This is a genomic window from Paraburkholderia sp. BR10954 (assembly GCF_040965775.1).
Lineage (GTDB): Bacteria > Pseudomonadota > Gammaproteobacteria > Burkholderiales > Burkholderiaceae > Paraburkholderia > Paraburkholderia youngii.
On the sequence record NZ_JBFRCK010000005.1, the window covers coordinates 296,438 to 318,518 of the forward strand.

Here is a 22,081-nt window from a genome sequence, read left to right on the forward strand (position 1 = left end):
CGGTTTGCCATCGGCACGCTTCAGGCATCGTCCCTGTCTGCGCGCGCGACGCCCAGCAGTTCCTTGACGCGCCGTGCGAGATTCGACAGCACGCCGTCGGGGTGCGCCGCAGCCTGCTGCCTATGCGGCATACGCTGCAGATCGTGCCAGTCGGTATCGAGCGCTCTGGCGTGACCGTCGGCGCTGAACGGCCACTCGACCACCACCGCGCGCAAACGCGCGGCACGCGAGCTTCTGTCGGCGCGATCGATATACGCATTGATCTCTGACGCCTCGTGCCGCGCCGATTCCTCCGAATCGACGGCGATGAAGTCGTTCAGCCCTTCGATGTGGACGCACCATAACTGTTCGCTCACGTCGCGTCTCCCGCTGCGTTTATTGTCCTGCCCGGTCAGACCGGTGGCAGCCGTCCAAAGTCAGGTTCGGCCCTGAGCCGTTCCCAGTTCAGATCCGCGAAGCACGGGCCTTGCGTCGCCTCGCTGAATTTGACGTCGTTGTGCTTGCCGTTCCACTCCATCAACTTGACCTGGTCGTTCGCGTCGACCGTTAGATCCCAGCCGATGCAGCGCGCAAACGGAATCTTCCTGTGCAGGCGCAGCACGGTCGCTATGCATTTGTCGAAACACGGAATCTTCACGCCCGCAAAGTGCACGCCCGAGTCCGGATGCGCGTCCACCGCGCCCCAGTCGCTCATATACCCAAAGTCGCACAGTTCGCCCGTCTCGAGATTGACCGACACGCATATTTCGCGATTCGCCAGCACATGCGTATCTTCGGCTCTGCCGAGGCGCAAGTAGCAGGCTCGAACGGAAATGCGGCCGGTGTCGTCCACCACGGTCGTGAAGCGCAACGTCGCCACCGGTTTCGAAGCAAACGCAGTGAACAAACTGTGCTGGTCGATGAAAGTCTGAATCACGCCATTGCCGAGCGACCTGATGACCGCGGGGTCGAAGTTGGCACGGTCGAAGAAGTAGACACCATTGCCCTGTCCGGAACCGTCGAGCTTGAAGGCGACGCGCTCGGTATGCTCGAACACGACGTCCTTCAGGTCGCGCTCGGGTACCACCACGCTTTTGTCCGTAAAGAACAGCCCGTTGGCAAAGTACGCCAGGTCCGGCAATTCGTCGCCGTCGAAGATCAGCCGTGAAATCGGCTTAAGGCTCGAAATCTTGCCGTACCAGCCTTTCAGATGCGGCACGACGACGATCCCATAGTAGTTGTCCGGAATCCAGCCTTCCTTGAATGTGCCGCAAAACGCGGTATAAACGCGCAGCCAGGGCGCGTAGACCGGGTCGCCGAACACGTCCCGCGCATAGGCGTCCGCGAGCCGCAGGTTGTTCGGGTCGGCCTTGCCATATCTGCTTTCCAGTCGCTCCAATATCCTTCTCGCCTGCATGCCGTGATCGTGGTGAAAGCGGTAAAGCGAGACCCGCTTTGCTGATCGTCTCACTACGTTTTCAACTCCGGATAGCATCATGCTTAGTACGCGTTTGGATGATGAAGCCCCTTGAAAATCGTGGCCAGAATGATCTTCATGTCGAGCCAGAATGACCAGTTGCGCAGGTAGTACAGATCGTGTGCAACACGGCCTTCCATTTTTTCGAGGCGATCGGTCTCGCCGCGATATCCGTTGATCTGCGCCCAGCCGGTAATGCCGGGTTTGATCCGATAACGTTGAATATAGCCCGACACGATGTTCTGATAGAGATCGTCATGTTCGAGCGCATGCGGACGCGGCCCTACCACCGACATATCGCCGCGCAGCACGTTGAAGAACTGCGGCAGTTCGTCGAGACTCGTGCGGCGCAGGAACGCACCGACGCTGGTGATGCGTGGATCGCCGCGCGTCGCCTGTTCGAGAATGCCCGGCTTCTGCTCGTGCAAGCGCATCGTGCGGAACTTGTAGATCGTAAATACTCGGCCGTCGGCGCCTTTGCGGCGCTGCTTGAAGAACACCGGCCCGCGCGAACTCAGTTTGACGGCTATCGCGCAGCCCAGCAGGATCGGCGAGATCGCGATCAAAGCGACGAGCGCGAACAGACGGTCGAACAGGTCTTTCTGCACCAACGCGTTGGGCGGCAGCGGCGACGCGGCGAGATTGATCGTCGGCAAGCCGAGCAACTCGGTCATGCTGCCTTCGAACAGCGCAAGCGAGCGTACGTCGGGCATGAAGCGCACATTGATCAGGTCGTTGCGAAACTCCGCCACCAGCTTGAGAATCGCGCGCTCCTCGGAGAGCGGCAGTGCCAGCCACACTTCGCCGATCTGCTGCTCGCGCACGTAGCGAGCGAACGCGGACTGTTCTTCGAACACCTGCACTGACGGGTGCGGCGGCACGCAACAGTCGGGGTGCAGGTTATACAACGCATTCGCGCGAAAGCCGGCAGCGGGCGAGGTCTCGATCTTGCGAATGATCTCGTCGCAATGATCGCCGCACGCCGCCACCGCGACCTGCTGCAAGTTCATCCCCGCATGGCGCATGCGGCCGAGCAGCGCATGCGTGACCAGCCGGCCGGACATCATCGCGGCGCCCGAAATGCCGGTCCAGTACACGAACCAGAGCCGCGACACGATGTCGATCCGGTGCAGCGAGAACATCAGCGCCATCGCGCACGCCTGCACGACGAGCCAGCCGAGTGCCACCTGGCTCGCCAGCACTCTTTTCGAGCGGCCCCGCCAGGACTGGTATACGCCGAGCGCCGGAAAGACCGCGAGAGCAAACGCCGCGGCAAAAGCGACGAACGCGAAATAGAAGCTCCGTTGCGAGCCGCCGTCGAAGCGCACCTGTGAGGCCGCGAAGGCCCCAGCCACGATCATCGCGACGTCGAACGCTCTAGCCAGCAGACCAGTCAGCAATCGCATCACAGCCCCCTCATAGGACGTATCAGGTCGACTTCGTCGCATCAGCCACAACGCCCGTACTTGTCGTCGAAACGCACGATGTCGTCTTCGCCGAGATAAGTGCCGGACTGTACTTCGATGATCTGCAGCGGTACGCGGCCCGGATTTTCGAGCCGATGGCGAACACCTAGCGGGATGTACGTCGATTCGTTTTCGCCGAGGAGAAACTGCTCTTCTCCACGCGTGACGAGCGCGGTGCCGCACACCACCACCCAATGCTCGGCGCGATGATGATGCATCTGCAACGACAGACGGCCGCCCGGCATCACGACGATGCGCTTCACCTGAAAGCGCTCGCCATGATCGATCGAGTCATAGAAACCCCATGGGCGACGGACTTTTCTGTGAGCATCGGCTTCCGGTGACTTCTCGGCCCTGATCCGCGACACGAGTCCCTTGATGTCCTGCACATGCGAGCGATCCGCGACGAGCACCGCGTCGTCGGTTTCGATCACGATCATGTTGTCGGTGCCGACGCAAGCGAGAAGCCTGCCTCCTTGCGAGCGTGCGTAGGTCGCGGTGGCCCCTTCGAACAGCACGCGGCCGCTGGCCGCGTTACCGCACTCGTCCTTCTCCATCGCTTGCCACACGGCATCCCACGAGCCGAGATCGGACCACCCCGCTTCGAGCGGCACCACCACGCCCGAAAACGCCGACTCAGGTTTGCCTAGCTGTTCCATCACCGCATAGTCGATCGAGTCGGACGGCGAACCGAGAAACCCGTCGGCGTCCGGCATGATGCATTCTTCAGTCTTCTTCGCGTCGCGATACGCCTGAATGCAGGCCGTGTGCATGTCCGGCTGAAACTGCTGGATGACCGAAAGCCACACCGACGCCCGCACGACGAAGATGCCGCTATTCCACCAGTAATTGCCCGACGCGACGTACTGGGCCGCGAGTTCCGCCGCGGGCTTCTCCACGAAGCGCTCGATGCGACGCGCGCCGTCGGGCAATGCATCGCCGAGCCGGATATAACCGAAGCCCGTATCGGCCCGTTCGGGCGGCACGCCTAGCGTGACGATCGCGCCGTTGCGCGCATGCGTTGCGGCGATGTGGAGCGAGTGATGCAGCGCTTCCAGATTCGCGATCGCATGGTCGGCTGGCATCGCGACGAGGATCGCGTCTTCGTCTTCCGTGCATGCCGTCAGCGCGGCAAGCGTCAGTGCCGGCGCCGTATCGCGACGCGCGGGCTCGACCACGATCCGCGCGTTCACGCCGATCTCGCGCGCCTGTTCGTAAGTGGCGAAATAATGCTCGGTGCCGCAGACGATCACCGGATCGGCCGCGACGTTCCATGCGGCATCGAAGCCCGCCATGCGCCCCATGGTCGCTTGCAGCAAAGTCTGCTTACCAATCACGTCGATCAGTTGCTTGGGAAACTGTTCGCGCGACACCGGCCACAACCGGGTGCCGGAACCACCGGCGAGAATCACCTGCACGAGCGTCGGGAAATCCGACCCGGCGGCATCCTGTCGTATCGTTTCGACATCCACTGCGGCGGCTGCCGCGGTAACCTTACCCATCGCAAACTCCTTCGCATTGAAACCGGCTCGGGAACGCGTCTTCCTGGACGACACCGAACGACGCGGTGTGCCGCGATCCACGCAAATACCGTCTGATGTGATTTATCGACAGGGCGTCCGCGTCAAACGGACCAGACCAGTAGTTCAGTTCACAGTGATAGAGGCACGCGCCGACGGCAAATCCGGCGCGAGCTGGAAGTACAGAAACTGACTGGCCGAATCGCAGTGGTCTGCTCGACAACGACGACCGGAAAACGATTTGAAAACGAAAGAACGAATGTGGCAACGACGTACATCGGATCTGATCGACGTCGTGCCCCGATGGATTCATCATAGTGAGAGCGCCTTGCGACACAGGTCATCTGGCGCGAAGCGCGGAAGTTTTGGCGGCGCTCGCGGACCGGATTTCGCAAGCTTGCGAACGAGCTTGCACTTCTATTGCAGTGCGCACGATGGAAATAAGCAGCGACACGTGCTACCGTTTAATGAACGTCCCGTGGCATTCCTGTCAAAGACAAACAGCGGTGTGATCCCGCACGGCCACGCTGTAAGTCTTTCGCTGTTCCCAATCTCGCCATCATCCAGCGCATGGGCACAACCCCAACCGGCGCGCCATCCGTTTTTCTGGAGCTGCAATGGCCTATCTTTCGCTACTCGCACTGTTCATGACGGTCACGAACTTCGTGCCCCTCAGTGCGATCGGCTTCGTCCCGCTGCTATTGCTGGCATGGCGCTTTTACGGCCGCACCTATCCCGCGTTCATCACGCCGCTTACCGCTTTCACGGTGCTCGCGATCATCTCGACGTTGCTCTATGATCCGCAGTCGTTCCTCGAATTCGAGTTCTATCGGCGCGACGGCAATTTCTTCATCTCCTATCTGCCCATTTTTGCCGGTTGCGTGTATGCGCACCGCTGGGATATGAACAAGGTGCTGCGTTCGTTGTTCATCTTCGCAGTCGTCATCAATCTGCCGATGTACGCGTACTACATCGCCACGAACGGGCTGTTCAGCATCTTCATTCACCCTAACGACACCTTCGGCAGCTACTTCATTGCCCGTAATGCGGCCGGCGGCTTCCTCGCGATGCTGTTCTGTCTGGGTGTGGCGTGCTACCTGCAAAAGCGCAGCAAGCTGATAATCGCGCTGCTGTTCTGCACTACGCTGATGCTGTTTTCGACCTACAGCCGCGGCTCGCTGCTCGGCGCGGTGGCCGTTCTCCCCTACCTGTACTTTGGCCGCAAGCGCTGGATTCTCGGTACGCTGATCGCCGTGCTGCTGCTCGCCTCGGCCGCCATCGCGATCTACCATACGCAGCCGAACGTCGACTACATGGGCTATACGTTCGCGATTCACGCCAACGACGCAAAGGTCAACAACCTCAACATCCGCTACGAGTGGCTATGGCCACGAGCGCTCGCGTATTTCGTGCAAAGCCCGCTCGTCGGTCTCGGCTTCGGCTCGTTCGACGACCATATCGGCAGCCTCACCTCGTACTTCCATCTGTTCGCGGTACCGTCCGACATCGTGATCGAGCACAGCGACTCGCACGCTCACAACTCGTACCTGAATATCCTCGCCGAGCTCGGCGTCGTGGGCTTGACGCTGATCCTCGCGTTCTTCTGGAAACTGGTGGAATGGAGCAAGCAGGGGGCGGCGTATGCCGCGTTGGTCGAGGGGGGCCGCCACTTCGCGGCGTTCCGCTTCGTCGAGATTTCGTCGGTATGCCTGCTGGTGATGTCGGCAACCGAACATCGGCTGGTCACGCCGTCGAATGTATTGATTCTTTCTCTTGTAATCTCGCTGCTGCTAGCCGCGCGTCCGCTGGCGGCCACTGCATTCAGGCCCGGCCCGCGCGGTGCGCGCAAGGCGGGCGTCGTGGGTGCGCGAGCTACCCAGCCCGTGCCCCGGCGCCCGACTCACGGCGCAACGTCGGCAAGATGACGTTCTTCGGCCGGCAGCGACTGACTCGGCGCATAGGGAAGGAACTGCTCGACGCACGCATAGGGAAGCCGGGCATCGACGAAGCCCATCAGCGCCTTCTTGAAGTTCTCAGACGAAAAACGCTCGGCATTCTTGCGGCACACACGTGCATCGAATAAGGCGGCGTTGCTCTCGAAACGGGTAACGGCTTCGAGCAAGGACGCGGTGCTTTGCTCGCCGAAGAAGACCCCGGTGGGCCGCTCGAGCGGCAATCCCACCACCGATTCAAGCGCGCCGCCGCGGCCGAAGGCAATCACCGGTGTACCGCATGCCTGCGCTTCGACCACGGAAATGCCGAAATCCTCTTCCGCCGCGAACACGAATGCACGCGCGCGCCGCAAATGATCGACCAGCACGTCGGACGGCTGATGCCCCAGGATCTTGACGTTGTCGCCGGCCACCGCTTTGATTTTCTTCATATCGGGACCGTCGCCGATCACGACCAGCTTGCGCTCGGGCGTTTGCGAAAAAGCCTGAACGATCAGATCAATACGCTTATAAGGCACCATCCGAGACGCCGTTACGTAGAAATCCTCTTTCTCCGTACCAATGGACATATTCGCCAGATCGACAGGCGGATAGATCACGGTCGCTTCACGCTGATAGGCCTTTCTGATTCGCCGTGCGATGAACTGGGAATTAGCAACCAGATGATCGACGCCGTTCGCAGAACGCGAATCCCAGCCGCGAATGTAATGAAGCAGCACTCGCGCCAACGCGGAGCGCAGTCCCCTGTCGAGATGGGATTCGCGCAGGTACTGATGTTGCAGATCCCATGCATAGCGGATCGGCGAATGAATGTAGCTGATGTGCACCTGGTTCGGCCCGGTCAACACGCCTTTGGCAACCGCGTGGGAGCTCGAAATGACGAGATCGTAGCCGGACAGATCCACCTGCTCGATAGCAATCGGCATCAACGGCAAATAGGCGCGGTATCGTCTTCGCGCAAATGGCATCTTCTGGATGAAGGACGTATTGACGGACTTCCCCTTCACGCAATCGCGGTCTTCGAGAAAATCGACAATCGAAAAGACGTCCGCATCCGGGAAGCACTCGATGATGTTCTTCAATACTTTCTCGGCGCCGCCGGACACTACCAGCCAATCGTGAACAATAGCGACTTTCACTTCGACCTCCTGTGACAATCCAACCAAACTCCCGCACACCCACGCGCCACTTCAATCGTCTTTTGCGCCGCCCGCCTGGGTACGAAGCCCACACACCACCCGCACCCGCGCGAGCGCCCGCTCGGCGCCGGGTAATAGCCCGATCAGTTCGAGACGAATCAGCACGCTGAGCAGCGTCACCGACTGCGCGGCTTCGCCGATCACCCGAGCAGAGGCCATGCCAATCGCGCCGAAACGCGGCGCGAGAATGAGCGCCGCCGCGAGATTGACCAACGCCGAGGCGACGCCGGCAATTGCGAGTACCCGGTCTTTCCTGCGCGGTACGAATACATAGAACGCGACGAACTCATTGAAGGCCGCGAACGGGAACATCCATGCAAATACCTGCAATACGTGCACACTCGGCTCGAACGCGGCGCCGAGAATCAGCGGCAACACGAAAGGCGAAAGCGTCAACGCGCCGCACAGCACTAGCACGCCATAGCCGAGCAGCAATAGGGCGCCGCGCCGTGTCGTTACATGCGCGCCCGCCTTGTCGCCCTGCGCGAGTTGCCGGGTTATCGTCGGAATAAAGACCTGCGCCGCGGGGGCCATCAGGCTCAGACCGATCGTCGCGAAACGCTCGGCCGCGCCGAAATAGCCGACCTCAGCGGGGGTGGAGAACAAGGTCAGCAAATACGTCGACGACGCCGTCAGCACGACGGACCCGGACGAATAGCAGAACAGCATCGTCGACCTGCGTATGAGCGGCAGGACGCCGGAAAACGCCAGACGTGGCCAACCGAGCTGCCACGTCGTCAAACCGTAGGCAATGGCCAAGGACACGGCGCCCGCAATCAGCAGGCTCGCCAACACCCAGACGGCGTCGTTCGGTCCTCTGACGAGCGCCAGCACCAACACGAGACTCAGCGCAAAGCCGAACACTTCGATTATGATCGGCGTGCGAATCTGCTGCCGCCCCTGAAATAGCCAGCCCAGATTGCACGCCGACACGATGCCTAGCAGGGTTGCGAGCATGCCGATCAGAGGCTGCTCCGCCAACAACGGTGAGCAGAACGTCGCAACGATGCCTATGCCCGCGCCAATCACGGCGAGTGCCAGCCGCGCGCTGACATGCAGCGAATAGATCGCATTGCATTCCTGGGTCGACTGCGCTTTCGCCACCTCGCGCATGCCGACGAAGGTGAAGCCGAAGCCGACGAACATCCATATCACGTTCATCAGCGACATCGACGCGAGTACCCGCCCGTATTCGGCCACGCCAAGCACCCTGCCATAGAACGGCACCACGATCATGAGGTACACGTACCTCATGAAATAGCCGGCGTACACAAATACGATCAGGTTGGTGCTCGTTCGTCTATCCATGCCGTCCTCCTTCGCCTAGCGTCCTGCGACGCGACGGCGCGCAAGCGGGTTCGCGATATAACGCACCGCGAAATCGGACAGCGGCGAGTACGGCACGAGACACAGGCTCGACAGTACGAGGGTGCCGAGCTTCTTCTTCAGGCTCCAAAACGGGTTTGCAATGATCGTGTGCAGATAGCTGCGCGAATCGCGGAGCATCCAGTGCCAACGCCTGAAAAACGTCGCGCGATAAACGGAAGAGCAGAATGTCGCTTTCTCGTGTGAAAAGTCGAGAAATGTGGCCGGCAATTCAATGTCGAGGCGGTCTTTTGCAATATTGCGCAGAATGGCCCAGCGCATGTTGAACGCCCGCGGCGCTTTCGTCAGTTGTTCCGAGTTTGCGAACGACACCGTTTCACTGCCCGCGTTATGCACACGGTAGCCGCCTAGCGACTTCGACAAGGTCGCGATCGGTCCAGTCAGCGCGACGCCATAGATCGCGTAAAAGTCCGCGCCATAGCGATTCACGCCCTCTTCGGGGACGGGGAAGATCTGCTTGAGCGCACTCACCCGGTAAGCGTTGCCAGACGCGGGCGGCGACGGATAGAGCCAACCGCCGCGCAGCAGACCGCTGCAGTCGGGGGGCGGCTCGCTATTCGGCACGTAGGCACCCGTCAATTCTCCATTGCTGTCCATCACGTCGAGGCGGAATTGCACCTTCGCCCACTCGCCGCTCTCGAAAAAGCGCATGACCTCGGTGACTGCGGATGGGTACAGCACGTCATCCGAATCGAGAAAGATCACAAACTCGGTGGTGAGCGACGCGATTGCATAGTTGTAGGCGGACACCTGTCCGCCATTTTTCTTGCACACCGACACGACGCGGTCTCCGTAGCCTTCGATGATCGCGCGTGACCCGTCGGTCGATCCATCGTCGACGATCATGACCGTGGTCGCCGGATAGTCCTGCGCGAGCGCCGAGTCGATCGCCGCCGCCAGATAGTGCTCGTAGTTGTAATTGCAAATCGCAATGGTGACCTGTTTCATGATGTGTCAACGCTATCCATCAGGTTCGGTCCGCCGGCTCCCGGCGGCCGTAAAGTTCGCGAATTCTCGCTATGCCACTGCCTGCGCCGCACTCCGAACCACCAGATAAGCCAGATGTTTGGGCGGATTGTTACCAGCACCATTCACCTTGTCGGGTACCTTGAATCGCACGTTCATCAAATCGTTGTCCCAACTCAATGCAACATTGTCCGGTACGCTCGCCTCGCCACTCACCGCGTCGATGAAATCGGCCTTTATCGCATGCGAGCGCAGCGCCTGCAGCCCGCCGATGGAAATGTTCTGCCAGCCCGCGCTGCTGCTCACCTGCATCACCAGGTCGTTGCCGGAAACCAAAGCATTTGCAGCAACACCCGGACCGCATTGCAGCGGCTTCGTAAAACTCGCCAGATGCCCACCCACGGTTTGTCGCAACACGACCAAGCTTCGACCGGAAACGTTGTAGGTTCGTTCAGGCGGACCGGGGTGCGTGAGACGATAGGGTTCATAGCCCTCCCAGTGATAGATCATCGAGACGTACTTGTTCGGATCGTCCCAATTCCTGCCGAGCGCCCACACCGCGAAGTCGAAGAAATAGCGCGGCAAATAGTGCGGGTCTTTGATGTACTCGTTGCCGATCTCGGTTTGCCAGATGCCGCGCGCGGGACCGTTCTTCACGTACCTCTGGTACAGCGGTTCCATGTCGGCGACCGGCAAATAGTGCGTGTCTATGTAGTCGACCCAATCGAGCATGCGCTCTTTCAATTCCGGACTGCGATATTCGAGCCAGCGGTAGAAGTTATCGAGGCCGCCCTGGTCGGGCCAGCCGCCATACACCACGTACGCGCGATAACTGCGAATGATGCGGGCGGCCGGAATATGAACCCGCTCGACGTAATCCTGCATCGCGCGTTCATACGGTTTCGAGCGTTTTTCGTCCTTGCTGAACCCCGGGCCGCGCCAGAACACCGACTGCTGCAAGCCGCCGGACAATTTTCCAGCCGCCTCGTTCCAGATCTGGAAATAGCGCAGGTTATAAGGCGGCGCCGAATACTTGCGGACCACCGCGTCGACGTACTGCTTCCATGCATCCACGTCGACGGGTGCCGAATTGTTTTCGCCCGGCACGCTCGCATTCCATCTCGGCGTAAAGCCGAGCATCAGCAGCGAACCGATTCCATTGCGTTCATTTCGCAACAGTCTGGACGGCAGGTCGACATCGTACGCCGAGCTGGTCTTGTCGATGCGCATCGGCTCGCCGCGCCGATCAGGTTGGCCCGGGCCGACCGTGTCGCGCCCCCAGCTGATGCCCATCGCTCGCCACATCTCGATGTCGGCAACCGATCCGGCCCAGCCGTTCACGCCGATCAGATCGCTCATCATGCGGCCGCGCGCGTGCGCAGGGTCCTGTACCAACGCGAGAGCGGGCCTGATATCCGACAATGGCGCGGCCGCGCCCGCCGCCAACGCGGCGAGTGTGCGCAACGCACGTCTTCTGCCAGCACGGGTCTTCATGCGATCCATGTTCGTGCCCATCGATCGCTAGCTCGCTGACGCGCGCGGTGCCAGTTCAGGCAGCCGCTCGCCGGTCTTTACATCGAGGATTTCGAGCACCTGTTGCGCCGCGCGCTCCCAGCGAAACTCGCGCGCATGCAGCAGCCCAGCGCTGCGGTATTGCTGGCGAAGATCGGCGTCGCTCATCATCTGCTCGATCTTTGCGGCGATGTCGTCCGCGGAGGCCGCGTCGCAGTACATCGCGGCATTCCCGCACGCTTCCGGTATCGACGTACGCGCCGACGCGATCACCGGACAGCCGCAATACATCGCTTCCAGAGGCGGCAGGCCGAAGCCTTCGTACAACGACGGAAACACGAGGCATCCAGCGTTCTCGTAGAGCCCCTTCAGCTCCTCGTCGGACACGAATCCGGCCCACACCACCTGCCGCGACTGCAGCGGATGCTCGACGCCCGCACTGCTGAAGATGCGCGGATACTGTTTTCCCACGATGACGAATTTCACGTCGCGCAGATGCCCGAGCCGCGCGATTGCGTCCAGCACGCCGCGCAGATTCTTGCGCGGGTCGAGACTGCCGACGATCACGCAATACGCGTCCTTGTTCAATTCGAGCCGTTTCAGCACCGACGGGTCGGCCACGATCCGGTCGAGATGATCCGCGCCGGGCGCCACCACTTTCACACGCGATTCGTCGATCTTCAGGTGATGGCAGATCCGCATTTTCGAATACGTCGACACCGTCAGAACGATCGGATGCGTGCGCGGCAATAGCGTGAAGACGATGCGATACCAGAGCCGGAATTTCCTCGAAAAGCCTTGCGGCACGTCGAAGACGGCCATGTCGTGAACCATCACGACCTGACTGTGCTTGAACAGCGGATTCGTATTGCACAGACTGAGCAGCGTGATCCCGCGAGCAGCGATCGGCAGCGTGATCTGCTCCCACAACGTGCCACGCAGCCACGGAAAGCGCCGCTGCGGTCTGAGCAGCGCCCCGGGCTCGACTGCGTTTTGTGGCACGAACAATTCCGGTTCGTCACCGGGCGCGGCGCGCATCTGCATGGCCCTCGTCAGCTCATACGCCACGCGTTGAACCCCCGTGATGGACTGCGAAGTAAACTTTCCGTTGATTGCAAAGGCCATCTGGTTCTCCGTTTTACGCCATCGCGAACGCGCGTTACCGCGTTGAGGTCCCCACACGCTCAGGCGCCTCGCGGCGCTTGCTGCCCGGCGTCGTTTTCGCCGAAATCGCTGGCATAGTTCGTTTCGTAGCCGTAATTCTTCGTGCTTCGACGCAGCGGTATGCCGTTGAACACCGCGCCCGCGATGCGCCCTTCCGCGCGTTCCACCTTTCTGATCGTGTCGGCGATCTCCTCCTCGCTCTGCATACCAGAGCGCAGCACGAGCAGGGATGCGCCCGCCTCGTTCGCGACGATCGAGGCGTCGGTAACCGCGAGGAAAGGCGGCGTATCGATGATCACCAGATCGAACTGGCTCGACAGCCGCTCAAGAACATCCTTCAGGCGCGGCTTCATCAGCAGCGCGGCGGGATTCTCCGGGCGCACGCCGCACGACAGGAACGTCAATCCGTCGATGCGGGTTGAGCGCAACGCATTACGCAACGGCAAGCGTTCGGACAGCACTTCGGATAGGCCTCCACGATTGCTCTCGTTGAACAGCGAGGCGAGATGGCCGCGCCGCATATCGGCATCGATCAGCACCACACGCTGACCGACTTCCGCGTGCAGGATCGCCAGATTCGCGGCGACGAAGCTCTTGCCGGCGGACGGTGTGGGGCCGATGACCATGACGATGTTGTTGCGTGCGTGCGCGAGATCGCGCGTGACGGCGGTCCGTACGCTGCGCAGCGCTTCGACCGACGCGTCGTGTGGAAAGCGCGCGGCGAGAATCCTGTTCGGAATGCCCTTATCGAGCTGAATCTCGTGCAGACTCTTCTGCAGCGGCGGATGGGCACGCCCGGTCGCTGGCGGCAGAGATTTTCGGCCTGCGGTCGCATCGCGATCGAGCAGCACTTGCTGATGGCTGAACAGAATCTCGCCAAACACCGGCACGCTCATCTGGCGCTCGACGTAGCGCGGGTCAGTCACGCCGATCATCACGTGGCGGCGCATGAAGACCAACACGACGCCGGACACGAGACCGAGCACCAATCCGCCGCCGAGCACGAGAATCGGCTGCGGCATGACCGGCATATGCGGTCTCATCGCCGGATCGAGAATATGCGCACCGCCCGTCGTGCTGGCGCGGCGCACCTGCAATTGCTCAGCCTTCTGGACCATGCCGAGATACACCGTTTCGGCCACCTTCTGCGCGCGGATCAGATCGACGCTCTCGCGCTCCGACGCCGGCATGCCGTTGAAATGGTCGGAGAATTTCGCTTTCGCTTCTTTCAATTGCGCCAGTTGCTCGTCGATGTTCTGCACCCAGCGGCTTTGCGGCGTATAGCGCTCGAGCATTTGCGTGCGCTGCAATTGCAACGTCGCGATCTGCTTGTCGAGATCGAGGCCGCCCTGCAAATAGGCTTGCGCCTCGTTGGTCGGCTGCATCGATTGCGAGTTCGAGCGGAAGCTCTTCAGCGCTTCCTCGGCTTTTCGCAGATCGGCGAGTAGACGCGGGAGTTCGCCGTTAATGAACGCGAGCGTCTGCGTGTCGTTCGATTGTCGGCTCGCCACCGCGGAGGCGAGGTATTGCTGTCCCAATGCATTGGCGACGGCAGCGGCTTTGTCCGGACTCTTGTCGCGGTACTGGATTTGCAGCAACCCCGAGTCTTTCACCTTGTCGCCGATCTTGATCAGACTCTCGAAGCGCTTGATCGCATCGAGCTCATTCCAGCGGATCACTTCGAATTTCGTGCCGGGCCGTGCAGCGAGTTCCTTCACGAGCATCGACACGCCGTTCTGCTTGACCGGCATGCCGACCGTGCCACTCGCCAGCAATTCGCCGGACGGGCCGTGCAATTCGAAGCCGCCATTGTCGAGCGCGGTCAAGGTCAGCTTCTCTTCCTCGAGTTCGCGCGGCACGTCGAGCGCCGCGATCTGCACGCGCTCACCGCCCCATGCATACGATTTCAGGCCGAGCCACGGCGCCGAAGGCTGTCCCGGTGTAGCAAATTTTTCGGCGATGTCGCCGAGCACCGGAAGCTTGTGCGGCTTTACCGAAATGTCGAAACGGAACTGGTCGATCACCGGCTGCAAAACCGACCGGCTTTCCATCACCGCCATTTCCGTTACCGACGACGGCGTCGGAGGCGGCAACAGTTCCTGGTTCTGCAACGCAAGTCCGAGCGCATTCGGCTCGGGCGGGTCCACACGAACGATTACGTCAGCGGAATAGATGGGGGTGGCAATCAGAAGATACGCGACCGCGAGCGTGAGGACGACGACCGTCGTCACCACGATCTCCCAGATGTGGTCACGCATTAGCGTAAGCATCCCGCTGGCACTGAGTTGTCTGCGCTCGGTATCAACAGCGGGATAGAGCGAGTTTTGCGGATAGTAATCCACCGGTCTGATCCTTGCAGGTTGATGAAACAAAGCGATTGGCGATCGCTTTGCGTCGCCACGTCGCTATTTATGCCGCCGGCCGGATGGACCCTGGATTGGCTGGCAGCACGGCGAAGCGACGTGCTGTGTCGGGTTAGGTCGGGGAGCCGTGTTCGGGACCTCTCGAACCACGGAAGGCTACACACCTATTGCTTATCCACCGCGGCATTGCCGATTGTTCTTCTCACGAATCAGCGAATGCGGTGCCCGCCATTCACGTAATCCGCGATTGACAATTTCTCTCTCGATGTTGCGGTGAAGCATAGTCCGCAAAGGATCGGGGCATTCGCCGGCGGCCCAAAGTAAGGTGCTATTGGCCGATAATGCGGAGCCTTTTACAAATGAAACAGAAGCCGGAAAGCCTTGTTGCGATCTGCAATTGCTGTAACAGAGTTATACGATAGCCGCCGAACATCGCGACAGAACGCCAAATGGGCGGTTGGTGTGCAAAGAATGCCGTTGATATCCCGCAAATCGTGCCGAATCCACGCTGCTCGGCGCATTCCGCCGATGCCCTGGCTTCTCGCCTGCAAAAATCGCGCTAATCGTGCTGGAAAAAAATTCCGCCCAACGTTAATTAGTAGCACGCAATTTAGCGAATAGTGAGGTAATAATTTCTCGAATCCTGACGATTACGCCAAAACACCCGCGCATGCCGGCCAAGCTCGTCTGACAGAATTCGATGCGCTAATCTCAATGCGTAGATTTTCCTGTCTGGAGAAGCTGGCGTGATGAAGCACATTGGTCTATTCGTCTTTCAGGATTGTTCGATGGCAAGTACCGGCGCGATCGGCGACGCGTTCCGGCTTGCCAATGAGTTCAAGAGAACGGCTGGCGAAGAGGCGCCATACCGGTTTACCGTGGTATCCGATGGCGGTGGTCTGGTGACCAGTTCTTCCGGCATATCGATCTGGACGCAAGGCCTCGAACGCTATTGCCTCGCGGATTTCCACGCGTTCTTCGTGGCCTGCCGCGACGTCAGCGAAGTGGCGGAATCCAACGATCGGTTTCTGTCGTGGATCTCACTGCAAGGATCGATCGCATCTTTCGGCATGCAACAGGGTGCGAATCTCGCGGTCGTCTGCAACGATCCGCTGCAATCGATCGTGCCGATTTTTTTGTTCGACGACAGCGGTGATGCCGCGCGCACGCAAAGCAATGTGACGCCGACCGATCTCGCGCTCGCGCAGATCGAACGCGACATCAATACCGACACGGCCCGCAAAATCGGCCGCATCCTGCAGACCGGCTACGCCGAGAATAGACGTTCGGAGCTCGACGACGTCAACATCACGACGACGACCGAGAAGATTCGCGAATCGGCGCGCTGGATCAAGGAGAACTACAGCAAGGCTATTTCGGTTGCCCAGGCGGCCGAGTCGGTGGCGATGAGCAAGCGCAACTTTCAGCGCCGTTTCAAATGCGAGTTCGGCATGACGCCACTCGAATATCTGCTGCGCACACGCTTCGAGATCGTTCGCTCGATGCTGAAGAACACCGATTTGCCGGTCGATAAGATCGCGCGTCGCTGCGGAATGGGCGACGGTAATCGGCTCGGGCGGCTATTCAAGGAGCGCTATGGCATGTCGCCGACGCAATTCCGCGCGCAACAGCATGTGGACGCGGAAGAACGCTGGCTGACACCGGAGGAAAGCTGGAGTGCCGCGACCGAGATGTTGCGGCAAGCGCCGCTGACGCTTTGATTTCAATTCCCTGTTACTCCGAGCACGACTCGTCGGCTCGACCGCAAAAGGGATAAGAACATGACGATCATCAAAACCGCCGAACTGGCCGCGGAGGACGCGGCCGTCGCGCCGGAAAACATGGCCTCCCTACAATCCGTTGACAGTGCCGTGGCTGCGCGCTGCGAGATGCCGGGCCTGCGCGCAGGTGCGCATTTCGCGCAAGGGCAAGCGCCATCTACCGTGAGAAAGATCAAGGAAGCGGCGAAGACCTTATTGCCGGATGCCCTTTTCCTAAGCCTGTTACATCACAAATGCACTGGCCGTTATCCGAATCTGATTCGTCCAGTGACGTTCAATGAGAAGATCCTGCAGCGCAATCTTCACCCTGATCCTCGCTATATCGAGCTGACCGACAAGCTGCTGGTGCGGGACTATATTGCCCGGAAGATCGGTGACAAGCATTTGATACCGCTGATCGCAGCGCCCGATGTATTCACGCCCGAAGTGTTCGACGCGCTGCCCGATGCTTTCGTAATGAAAGCCAATCACGGCAGCAGCTTCGTCGAAGTGGTGAGAAACAAATCGGAGACCTCGTTCGACAAGCTGAAGAAGCTTGCCGACCAGTGGCTGCGCACCGAATTCTATTACGTTGGGCGCGAGCGGCACTATCGGTCGATCGAGCCTCGCGTCTTCTTCGAGAAGCTGCTGCTCGATCAGCGCGGCCAGATTCCGGCGGATCTCAAGATGCACTGCTTCGGCGGTCGGCCTGGGGGGCCGATCATCTATATCCTCGTGATCTCCGACCGGTTCGGCACCGCGACGCACGGCGACGTTTACGACGTCGACTGGAATCACCTCGATATCGCAATCGGCGACTACAAGCGCAGTGCGGCACCAGGTCCGCGCCCGCCGAATCTGGATGCCGTGCTCGATATCGCGGTCCGTCTGTGCGAAGACTTCGACTATGTGCGAGTGGACCTGTACGCGCCGGACGAGCGCGTTTATTTCGGCGAACTGACATTTACGCCCGGTGCAGGGGTGCTGCCCTTCACGCCGGACAGTATCGATTACGAGTGGGGCAAGCTGATGGCTTGAATCCGCTTTCATTCGCGGCGTTTGGATTCCACCATCGAGCCGGGGCGGCGAGCGCCGCTCCCCCATCAAGCCGGCGACATGCCGTTTTGCAGCTTTGCGCCGTCGGCCTCGCGCGAGACCAGAAACGCCAGCAACGCCTGCGCCGCTTCGCGGTGGCGCGCCGCCGTGCAGATCGCGGCGGTGAAAGTCGTGGTGGACTGGATGGCGGCAGGAAGCTCGCCGAGCACGTCGATACCGGGTACGTGAATCAATTCGCTCATCTGCTGAAAGCCGAGCGCGACTTCTCCGCGCGCGACGAGCGTGCCGACCGGCACACCCGGCGGCGCCTTCACGATACGCGAAGCGATCTGCCCGGCAATGCCCCAGCGTTCGAACAGCTTCAGCAGATGCGTGCCGCTCGGCCCCGTCGAGTAACCGATGCTGCGCGCACCGAGAATCGCGTCGCGCAGCGCCGCTTCGGTCGCGATGTCCGGGTGTGTCGCTCCGGCCGCGACCGCGACCGCGATGCCCGAGCGCGCGAGCCCGACGCGGCTCGCCGCTTCAACGCAACCCGTCACCACGAGCCGCTCGATCGCGTCTGCTGCGAGCACGACGATATCGAAGACTTCGTCATCCTCGACCCGGCGCGCCGCATCGACACCGCCGACCGATTCGATCGTGACGCCCTGCCCGGTGCGCCGCTCGTACGACGCGGCGAGTTCGGCGAGCACCTGGCGCGTGGCCATCGACGAAATACCGGTGATCGGCGCGCGCACGGCTTGACCGTTGATCTCTGCGACCACGCCTGTCAGTCCTTGTAACGCAGTCCGGCCTGCTCGAGCGGCCCGCGCATGTTGTACATATCGAGACCCAGCACACCGGAGGCGAGTTTCGCGCGCTTCTCGGCTTCGTTCGCCTCGCGCGCCGCGGCCTTGTCGAGCACCGCTTGCGCGGCGGCCGCCGGCACCACGACCACGCCGTCGTCATCGGCAACGACGACGTCGCCCGGCGTGACCAGTGCGCCCGCACACACGACCGGAATGTTCACCGAGCCGAGCGTCGCCTTGACCGTGCCCTTCGCGGAAATCGCCTTGCTCCAGACCGGGAAGTTCATTTCGGTCAGCACGCCTACGTCGCGCACACCGGCGTCGATGATCAGCGCATGCGCGCCGCGCGCCTGGAAGCTGGTTGCGAGCAGATCGCCGAAGTAGCCGTCGGTGCTCTCCGCGGTGACACCCGCGACGACGACGTCGCCCGGCCGGATCTGTTCGGCCGCGACGTGCAGCATCCAGTTGTCGCCCGGTTGCAGCAGCACCGTGACGGCCGTGCCGCTCGCGCGCGCACCGGTATAGATCGGACGCATATACGGCTGGAGCAAGCCCGTGCGGCCCATGGCTTCATGCACGGTGGCCGAACCGAGCGCGCCGAGTTTCGCGGCCACGTCCGCATCCGCGCGCTGGATGTTGCGATACACGACTCCGATTTCATACATGATTACAGCCCCTTCGTTTTCAGCAAGGCATCGAGACGCGGATAGACGCGCCGCGCGTTGCCTTCGTAGATCTTGTAGCGCTGCTCCGGGTTCATATCCGCGGCTTCAACGTAGCGCTTCGTGTCATCGAAATAGTGGCCGGTTTCCGGATCGATGCCGCGCACCGCGCCGATCATCTCGCTCGCGAACAGGATGTTGTCCACGGGAATCACGCGCGTGAGCAGATCGATACCCGGCTGATGATAGACACAGGTGTCGAAAAACACGTTGTTCAACAGATGGTCCTTCAGCAACGGCTTCTTCATTTCCTGCGCGAGGCCGCGGAAACGCCCCCAGTGATACGGCACCGCGCCGCCGCCGTGCGGAATCACGAACCGCAGCGTCGGGAAATCGCGGAACAGGTCCGAGGTCAGGCATTGCATGAACGCGGTGGTATCCGCGTTCAGGTAGTGCGAACCGGTGGTGTGGAAGCACGCATTGCAGCTCGTGCTCACGTGAATCATCGCGGGAATGTCGTACTCGACCATCTTCTCGTAGATCGGGTACCACGAGCGGTCCGACAGCGGCGGGCTGGTCCAGTGGCCGCCCGACGGATCGGGATTCAGGTTGATCGCGACATTGCCGTACTGCTCGACGCATTTGACGAGTTCAGGAATACAGGTGGCCGGATCGACACCCGGACTTTGCGGCAGCATCGCGGCCGGCACGAAGTTCGCGGGAAACAGCTGGCTCACGCGATAGCACAGTTCATTGCAGATCGCGGTCCACGTGCTGGAGACTTCGAAGTCACCGATGTGATGCGCCATGAAGCTCGCACGCGGACTGAAGATCGTCAGATCGAGGCCACGCTCGCGCATCAGTTTCAACTGGTTGTTTTCGATCGACTCGCGCAGCTCGTCGTCGCTGATCTGCAATTCCGACACCGCCGGCATCTCGGACGGACTCTTGATGCCTGCGATCTGGCGGTTACGCCACGCCTCCAACGCTTTGGGCGCGGTGGTGTAGTGGCCGTGAATGTCGATGATCACCGTGATTCCTCAGTAGATGAATTTAACCAGCGGCGCGCGCGAACCGCACGCGCGCCACGTACCTGCGTGCGTCAATGCGCGGTATTCGGCTGCGCCGCCGTACCGGTGCCGCCCGCGCGCTGGCTCACCAGGATGGCGATCGCGGCGAGCGTAGCGGGGATCGCAAGCATGGCGAGGATCGCGCCGAACTGCCAGCCGAAGCCGAGCAGCGCGCCGCCGATCGCCGAGCCGAAGATGCTGCCGAAGCGGCCCATGCCGAGCATCCAGCTCACACCGGTCGCACGCGCAACGGTCGGGTAGCGGCCGGGCGCAAATGCGTTCAGACCGGTTTGCGCGCCGCTCATGCAGAAGCCCGCGGCAAACACCAGCAATGCGAGCGACGACGACATCGCGCCGATGTAGCCGAGCCCGAGCACGCACACTGCGCCGCCGATATACGCGGCGCTGATGACCGGCGCCGGACGCGCCTTGTCCATGACCCAGCCGACCAGCACCGCGCCGATCGTGCCGCCGATCTGGAACATCGCCGTGATGTTGGCCGCGGTGGTGACCGAAAGACCCGCATCCTTCATCAGCGTCGGCAGCCAGCCGGTCAGCAGATAGATCACGAGCAGGCCCATGAAATACGTGACCCACAGCGCGATCGTCATCGAGCCATAGCCTTGCGAGAACAGCACGCCGATTGGCTTGCGCGTCGGCAGCGGCGGTTCGTTCGACACGAACACTTCATTGCCGGCGAAATGCACGCCGCACACCCGGCCGAGCACCTTGCCGATACGCGGCGCAGGCGCGCCGCGCACCGCGAGCAGACGGGCCGACTCGGGCAGCAGCCAGATCTGGAACGGGATCAGCACGAGCGGCAGCGCGCCGCCGAAAATCAGCACCGAGCGCCAGCCGTGAACCGGAATCAGCCAGCCGGCCGCGAAGCCGATCAATGCCGAGCCGAGATTGAAGCCCGTGAACATCACGGTGATCAGCAGCGCGCGCTTGCGTTGCGGTGCGTACTCGGACAGCAGCGTCGTCGAGTTCGGCATCGCCGCGCCGAGGCCGACACCGCTCAACAGACGCAGTGCCGCCATCGAAAACGGCGATTGCGTGAACGCAGTCGCGATCGTAAACACGCCGAACAGAAACACCGACGTAATCAGCACCCACTTGCGGCCGATGCGGTCCGATGCCGGACCCGCGAACAATGCGCCAATCACGAGACCGATCGGCGCCGCGCTCATCACGAGACCGAATTCGGGACGCGAAATACCCCAATCATGGATGATGGACGGTGCGACGAAACCCATGATCGCGACGTCCATGCCATCGGCGGTCACGATCAGAAAACACAGCACTACCAGCAGCCACTGGTAGGGCGAGATCGGCCGTTCATCGATGAACTTCTTGATATCAATTCTGTTACCGCTGGTAGTACTCATCAAAACTCTCCTGTCTCCTTCAATGGCCTCATCGCGCGCTCGACGTGGGTTGCTTCGCAAAGTGCGTCGTAACCATCGTGGCGATGGGGCCCCTACACGCCCTACTCAAACAACTGGCGTGACGGTACGTTTCGTCCTTCGCGGGCCAAAGCGCGGGTTAACCATATGGTCGAAGCGAGTATCCGCATTTTCAGCGTTCCGCATAGCATCGTCGAAGTCTGTCCGATTCGAGCAAAGCGGCGCTGGAGCGGCGTTCGACCTAGGCCCACCGCCCTTCGAAGCGGCCTTGCCGAACGCCAGTTGGTACACCAACTGATAAACAAAACAGATGACGCGGGAACGAACTCGCATAGAACGGCAGCGAGACGCCCCG

Annotated in this window: 17 protein-coding genes; 3 read left to right on the forward strand and 14 right to left on the reverse strand. The window is 61.1% G+C overall.

Annotation, left to right across the window (positions count from 1 at the left end; genetic code table 11):
* Positions 1 to 20: 20 nt before the first annotated feature.
* Genes AB4Y34_RS10685 through AB4Y34_RS10700 form a run of 4 tightly spaced genes read right to left on the reverse strand, consistent with a single transcriptional unit; the run spans position 21 to position 4,424 of the window.
* Complete coding sequence (locus AB4Y34_RS10685; RefSeq protein ID WP_176379625.1) at positions 21 to 356, reverse strand: hypothetical protein; 336 nt, start codon at positions 354 to 356, stop codon at positions 21 to 23.
* Between the two features lie 35 nt (positions 357 to 391).
* On the reverse strand, positions 392 to 1,477 hold the full coding sequence (locus AB4Y34_RS10690; protein WP_176379626.1) for a sugar-transfer associated ATP-grasp domain-containing protein: 1,086 nt from the start codon (positions 1,475 to 1,477) through the stop codon (positions 392 to 394).
* Between the two features lie 2 nt (positions 1,478 to 1,479).
* Complete coding sequence (locus AB4Y34_RS10695; RefSeq protein WP_176379627.1) at positions 1,480 to 2,862, reverse strand: undecaprenyl-phosphate glucose phosphotransferase; 1,383 nt, start codon at positions 2,860 to 2,862, stop codon at positions 1,480 to 1,482.
* A gap of 41 nt (positions 2,863 to 2,903) precedes the next feature.
* Positions 2,904 to 4,424, reverse strand: coding sequence for a mannose-1-phosphate guanylyltransferase/mannose-6-phosphate isomerase (locus AB4Y34_RS10700; RefSeq protein WP_368715996.1), 1,521 nt, complete (start codon positions 4,422 to 4,424; stop codon positions 2,904 to 2,906).
* A gap of 635 nt (positions 4,425 to 5,059) precedes the next feature.
* Here AB4Y34_RS10700 and AB4Y34_RS10705 point away from each other — a divergent pair.
* On the forward strand, positions 5,060 to 6,367 hold the full coding sequence (locus AB4Y34_RS10705; protein ID WP_176107591.1) for an O-antigen ligase: 1,308 nt from the start codon (positions 5,060 to 5,062) through the stop codon (positions 6,365 to 6,367).
* Here AB4Y34_RS10705 and AB4Y34_RS10710 read toward each other — a convergent pair.
* From AB4Y34_RS10710 to AB4Y34_RS10735, 6 genes are all read right to left on the reverse strand, one after another.
* Complete coding sequence (locus tag AB4Y34_RS10710) at positions 6,343 to 7,533, reverse strand: glycosyltransferase family 4 protein (RefSeq protein ID WP_176379629.1); 1,191 nt, start codon at positions 7,531 to 7,533, stop codon at positions 6,343 to 6,345. The genes AB4Y34_RS10705 and AB4Y34_RS10710 overlap by 25 nt on opposite strands.
* A gap of 51 nt (positions 7,534 to 7,584) precedes the next feature.
* The gene (locus AB4Y34_RS10715; protein WP_176379630.1) at positions 7,585 to 8,901 is read right to left on the reverse strand and encodes a lipopolysaccharide biosynthesis protein; all 1,317 of its coding nucleotides are present in this window, start codon (positions 8,899 to 8,901) and stop codon (positions 7,585 to 7,587) included.
* A 15-nt stretch (positions 8,902 to 8,916) separates the two neighbouring features.
* A complete protein-coding gene (locus AB4Y34_RS10720) occupies positions 8,917 to 9,927 on the reverse strand; it encodes a glycosyltransferase family A protein (protein WP_176379631.1) in 1,011 nt (336 codons plus the stop codon).
* 69 nt (positions 9,928 to 9,996) lie between these two features.
* Positions 9,997 to 11,460, reverse strand: a complete 1,464-nt coding sequence (locus tag AB4Y34_RS10725; RefSeq protein WP_368715997.1) for a hypothetical protein — start codon at positions 11,458 to 11,460, stop codon at positions 9,997 to 9,999.
* A gap of 6 nt (positions 11,461 to 11,466) precedes the next feature.
* Positions 11,467 to 12,582 (reverse strand): glycosyltransferase family 4 protein, encoded by a 1,116-nt coding sequence (locus tag AB4Y34_RS10730; protein WP_368715998.1) that lies wholly within the window; start codon positions 12,580 to 12,582, stop codon positions 11,467 to 11,469.
* A gap of 59 nt (positions 12,583 to 12,641) precedes the next feature.
* Complete coding sequence (locus AB4Y34_RS10735; RefSeq protein WP_217910327.1) at positions 12,642 to 14,891, reverse strand: polysaccharide biosynthesis tyrosine autokinase; 2,250 nt, start codon at positions 14,889 to 14,891, stop codon at positions 12,642 to 12,644.
* An 881-nt stretch (positions 14,892 to 15,772) separates the two neighbouring features.
* Here AB4Y34_RS10735 and AB4Y34_RS10740 point away from each other — a divergent pair.
* Together AB4Y34_RS10740 and AB4Y34_RS10745 are read left to right on the forward strand one after the other, a co-directional pair.
* On the forward strand, positions 15,773 to 16,705 hold the full coding sequence (locus tag AB4Y34_RS10740; RefSeq protein ID WP_176379635.1) for a helix-turn-helix domain-containing protein: 933 nt from the start codon (positions 15,773 to 15,775) through the stop codon (positions 16,703 to 16,705).
* A gap of 60 nt (positions 16,706 to 16,765) precedes the next feature.
* Positions 16,766 to 17,782: an ATP-grasp fold amidoligase family protein gene (locus AB4Y34_RS10745; protein WP_176379636.1), complete on the forward strand. Its 1,017-nt coding sequence runs from the start codon at positions 16,766 to 16,768 to the stop codon at positions 17,780 to 17,782.
* 65 nt (positions 17,783 to 17,847) lie between these two features.
* Here AB4Y34_RS10745 and AB4Y34_RS10750 read toward each other — a convergent pair whose 3' ends face one another.
* The 4 genes from AB4Y34_RS10750 to AB4Y34_RS10765 all read right to left on the reverse strand — a co-directional run bounded on the left by AB4Y34_RS10750 (position 17,848) and on the right by AB4Y34_RS10765 (position 21,708).
* Entirely contained in the window at positions 17,848 to 18,564 is a 717-nt protein-coding gene (locus AB4Y34_RS10750; RefSeq protein WP_368715999.1) for a substrate-binding domain-containing protein, read from the reverse strand.
* Between the two features lie 5 nt (positions 18,565 to 18,569).
* Positions 18,570 to 19,253, reverse strand: coding sequence for a 4-carboxy-4-hydroxy-2-oxoadipate aldolase/oxaloacetate decarboxylase (gene ligK / locus AB4Y34_RS10755; protein WP_176120638.1), 684 nt, complete (start codon positions 19,251 to 19,253; stop codon positions 18,570 to 18,572).
* A 2-nt stretch (positions 19,254 to 19,255) separates the two neighbouring features.
* Positions 19,256 to 20,281, reverse strand: coding sequence for an amidohydrolase family protein (locus tag AB4Y34_RS10760; protein ID WP_184226896.1), 1,026 nt, complete (start codon positions 20,279 to 20,281; stop codon positions 19,256 to 19,258).
* Between the two features lie 71 nt (positions 20,282 to 20,352).
* On the reverse strand, positions 20,353 to 21,708 hold the full coding sequence (locus tag AB4Y34_RS10765; protein ID WP_368716000.1) for an MFS transporter: 1,356 nt from the start codon (positions 21,706 to 21,708) through the stop codon (positions 20,353 to 20,355).
* Positions 21,709 to 22,081 lie beyond the last annotated feature (373 nt).

What these genes read in the sequence shown, in the direction of transcription:
- AB4Y34_RS10690 (WP_176379626.1), bottom strand. Translation starts at nt 1,477, where the DNA reads ATGATGCTATCCGGAGTTGAAAACGTAGTGAGACGATCAGCAAAGCGG.
- AB4Y34_RS10695 (WP_176379627.1), bottom strand. Translation starts at nt 2,862, where the DNA reads ATGCGATTGCTGACTGGTCTGCTGGCTAGAGCGTTCGACGTCGCGATG.
- AB4Y34_RS10700 (WP_368715996.1), bottom strand. Translation starts at nt 4,424, where the DNA reads ATGGGTAAGGTTACCGCGGCAGCCGCCGCAGTGGATGTCGAAACGATA.
- AB4Y34_RS10705 (WP_176107591.1), top strand. Translation starts at nt 5,060, where the DNA reads ATGGCCTATCTTTCGCTACTCGCACTGTTCATGACGGTCACGAACTTC.
- AB4Y34_RS10715 (WP_176379630.1), bottom strand. Translation starts at nt 8,901, where the DNA reads ATGGATAGACGAACGAGCACCAACCTGATCGTATTTGTGTACGCCGGC.
- AB4Y34_RS10720 (WP_176379631.1), bottom strand. Translation starts at nt 9,927, where the DNA reads ATGAAACAGGTCACCATTGCGATTTGCAATTACAACTACGAGCACTAT.
- AB4Y34_RS10725 (WP_368715997.1), bottom strand. Translation starts at nt 11,460, where the DNA reads ATGGGCACGAACATGGATCGCATGAAGACCCGTGCTGGCAGAAGACGT.
- AB4Y34_RS10730 (WP_368715998.1), bottom strand. Translation starts at nt 12,582, where the DNA reads ATGGCCTTTGCAATCAACGGAAAGTTTACTTCGCAGTCCATCACGGGG.
- AB4Y34_RS10735 (WP_217910327.1), bottom strand. Translation starts at nt 14,891, where the DNA reads ATGCTTACGCTAATGCGTGACCACATCTGGGAGATCGTGGTGACGACG.
- AB4Y34_RS10740 (WP_176379635.1), top strand. Translation starts at nt 15,773, where the DNA reads ATGGCAAGTACCGGCGCGATCGGCGACGCGTTCCGGCTTGCCAATGAG.
- AB4Y34_RS10745 (WP_176379636.1), top strand. Translation starts at nt 16,766, where the DNA reads ATGACGATCATCAAAACCGCCGAACTGGCCGCGGAGGACGCGGCCGTC.
- ligK (WP_176120638.1), bottom strand. Translation starts at nt 19,253, where the DNA reads ATGTATGAAATCGGAGTCGTGTATCGCAACATCCAGCGCGCGGATGCG.
- AB4Y34_RS10765 (WP_368716000.1), bottom strand. Translation starts at nt 21,708, where the DNA reads ATGAGTACTACCAGCGGTAACAGAATTGATATCAAGAAGTTCATCGAT.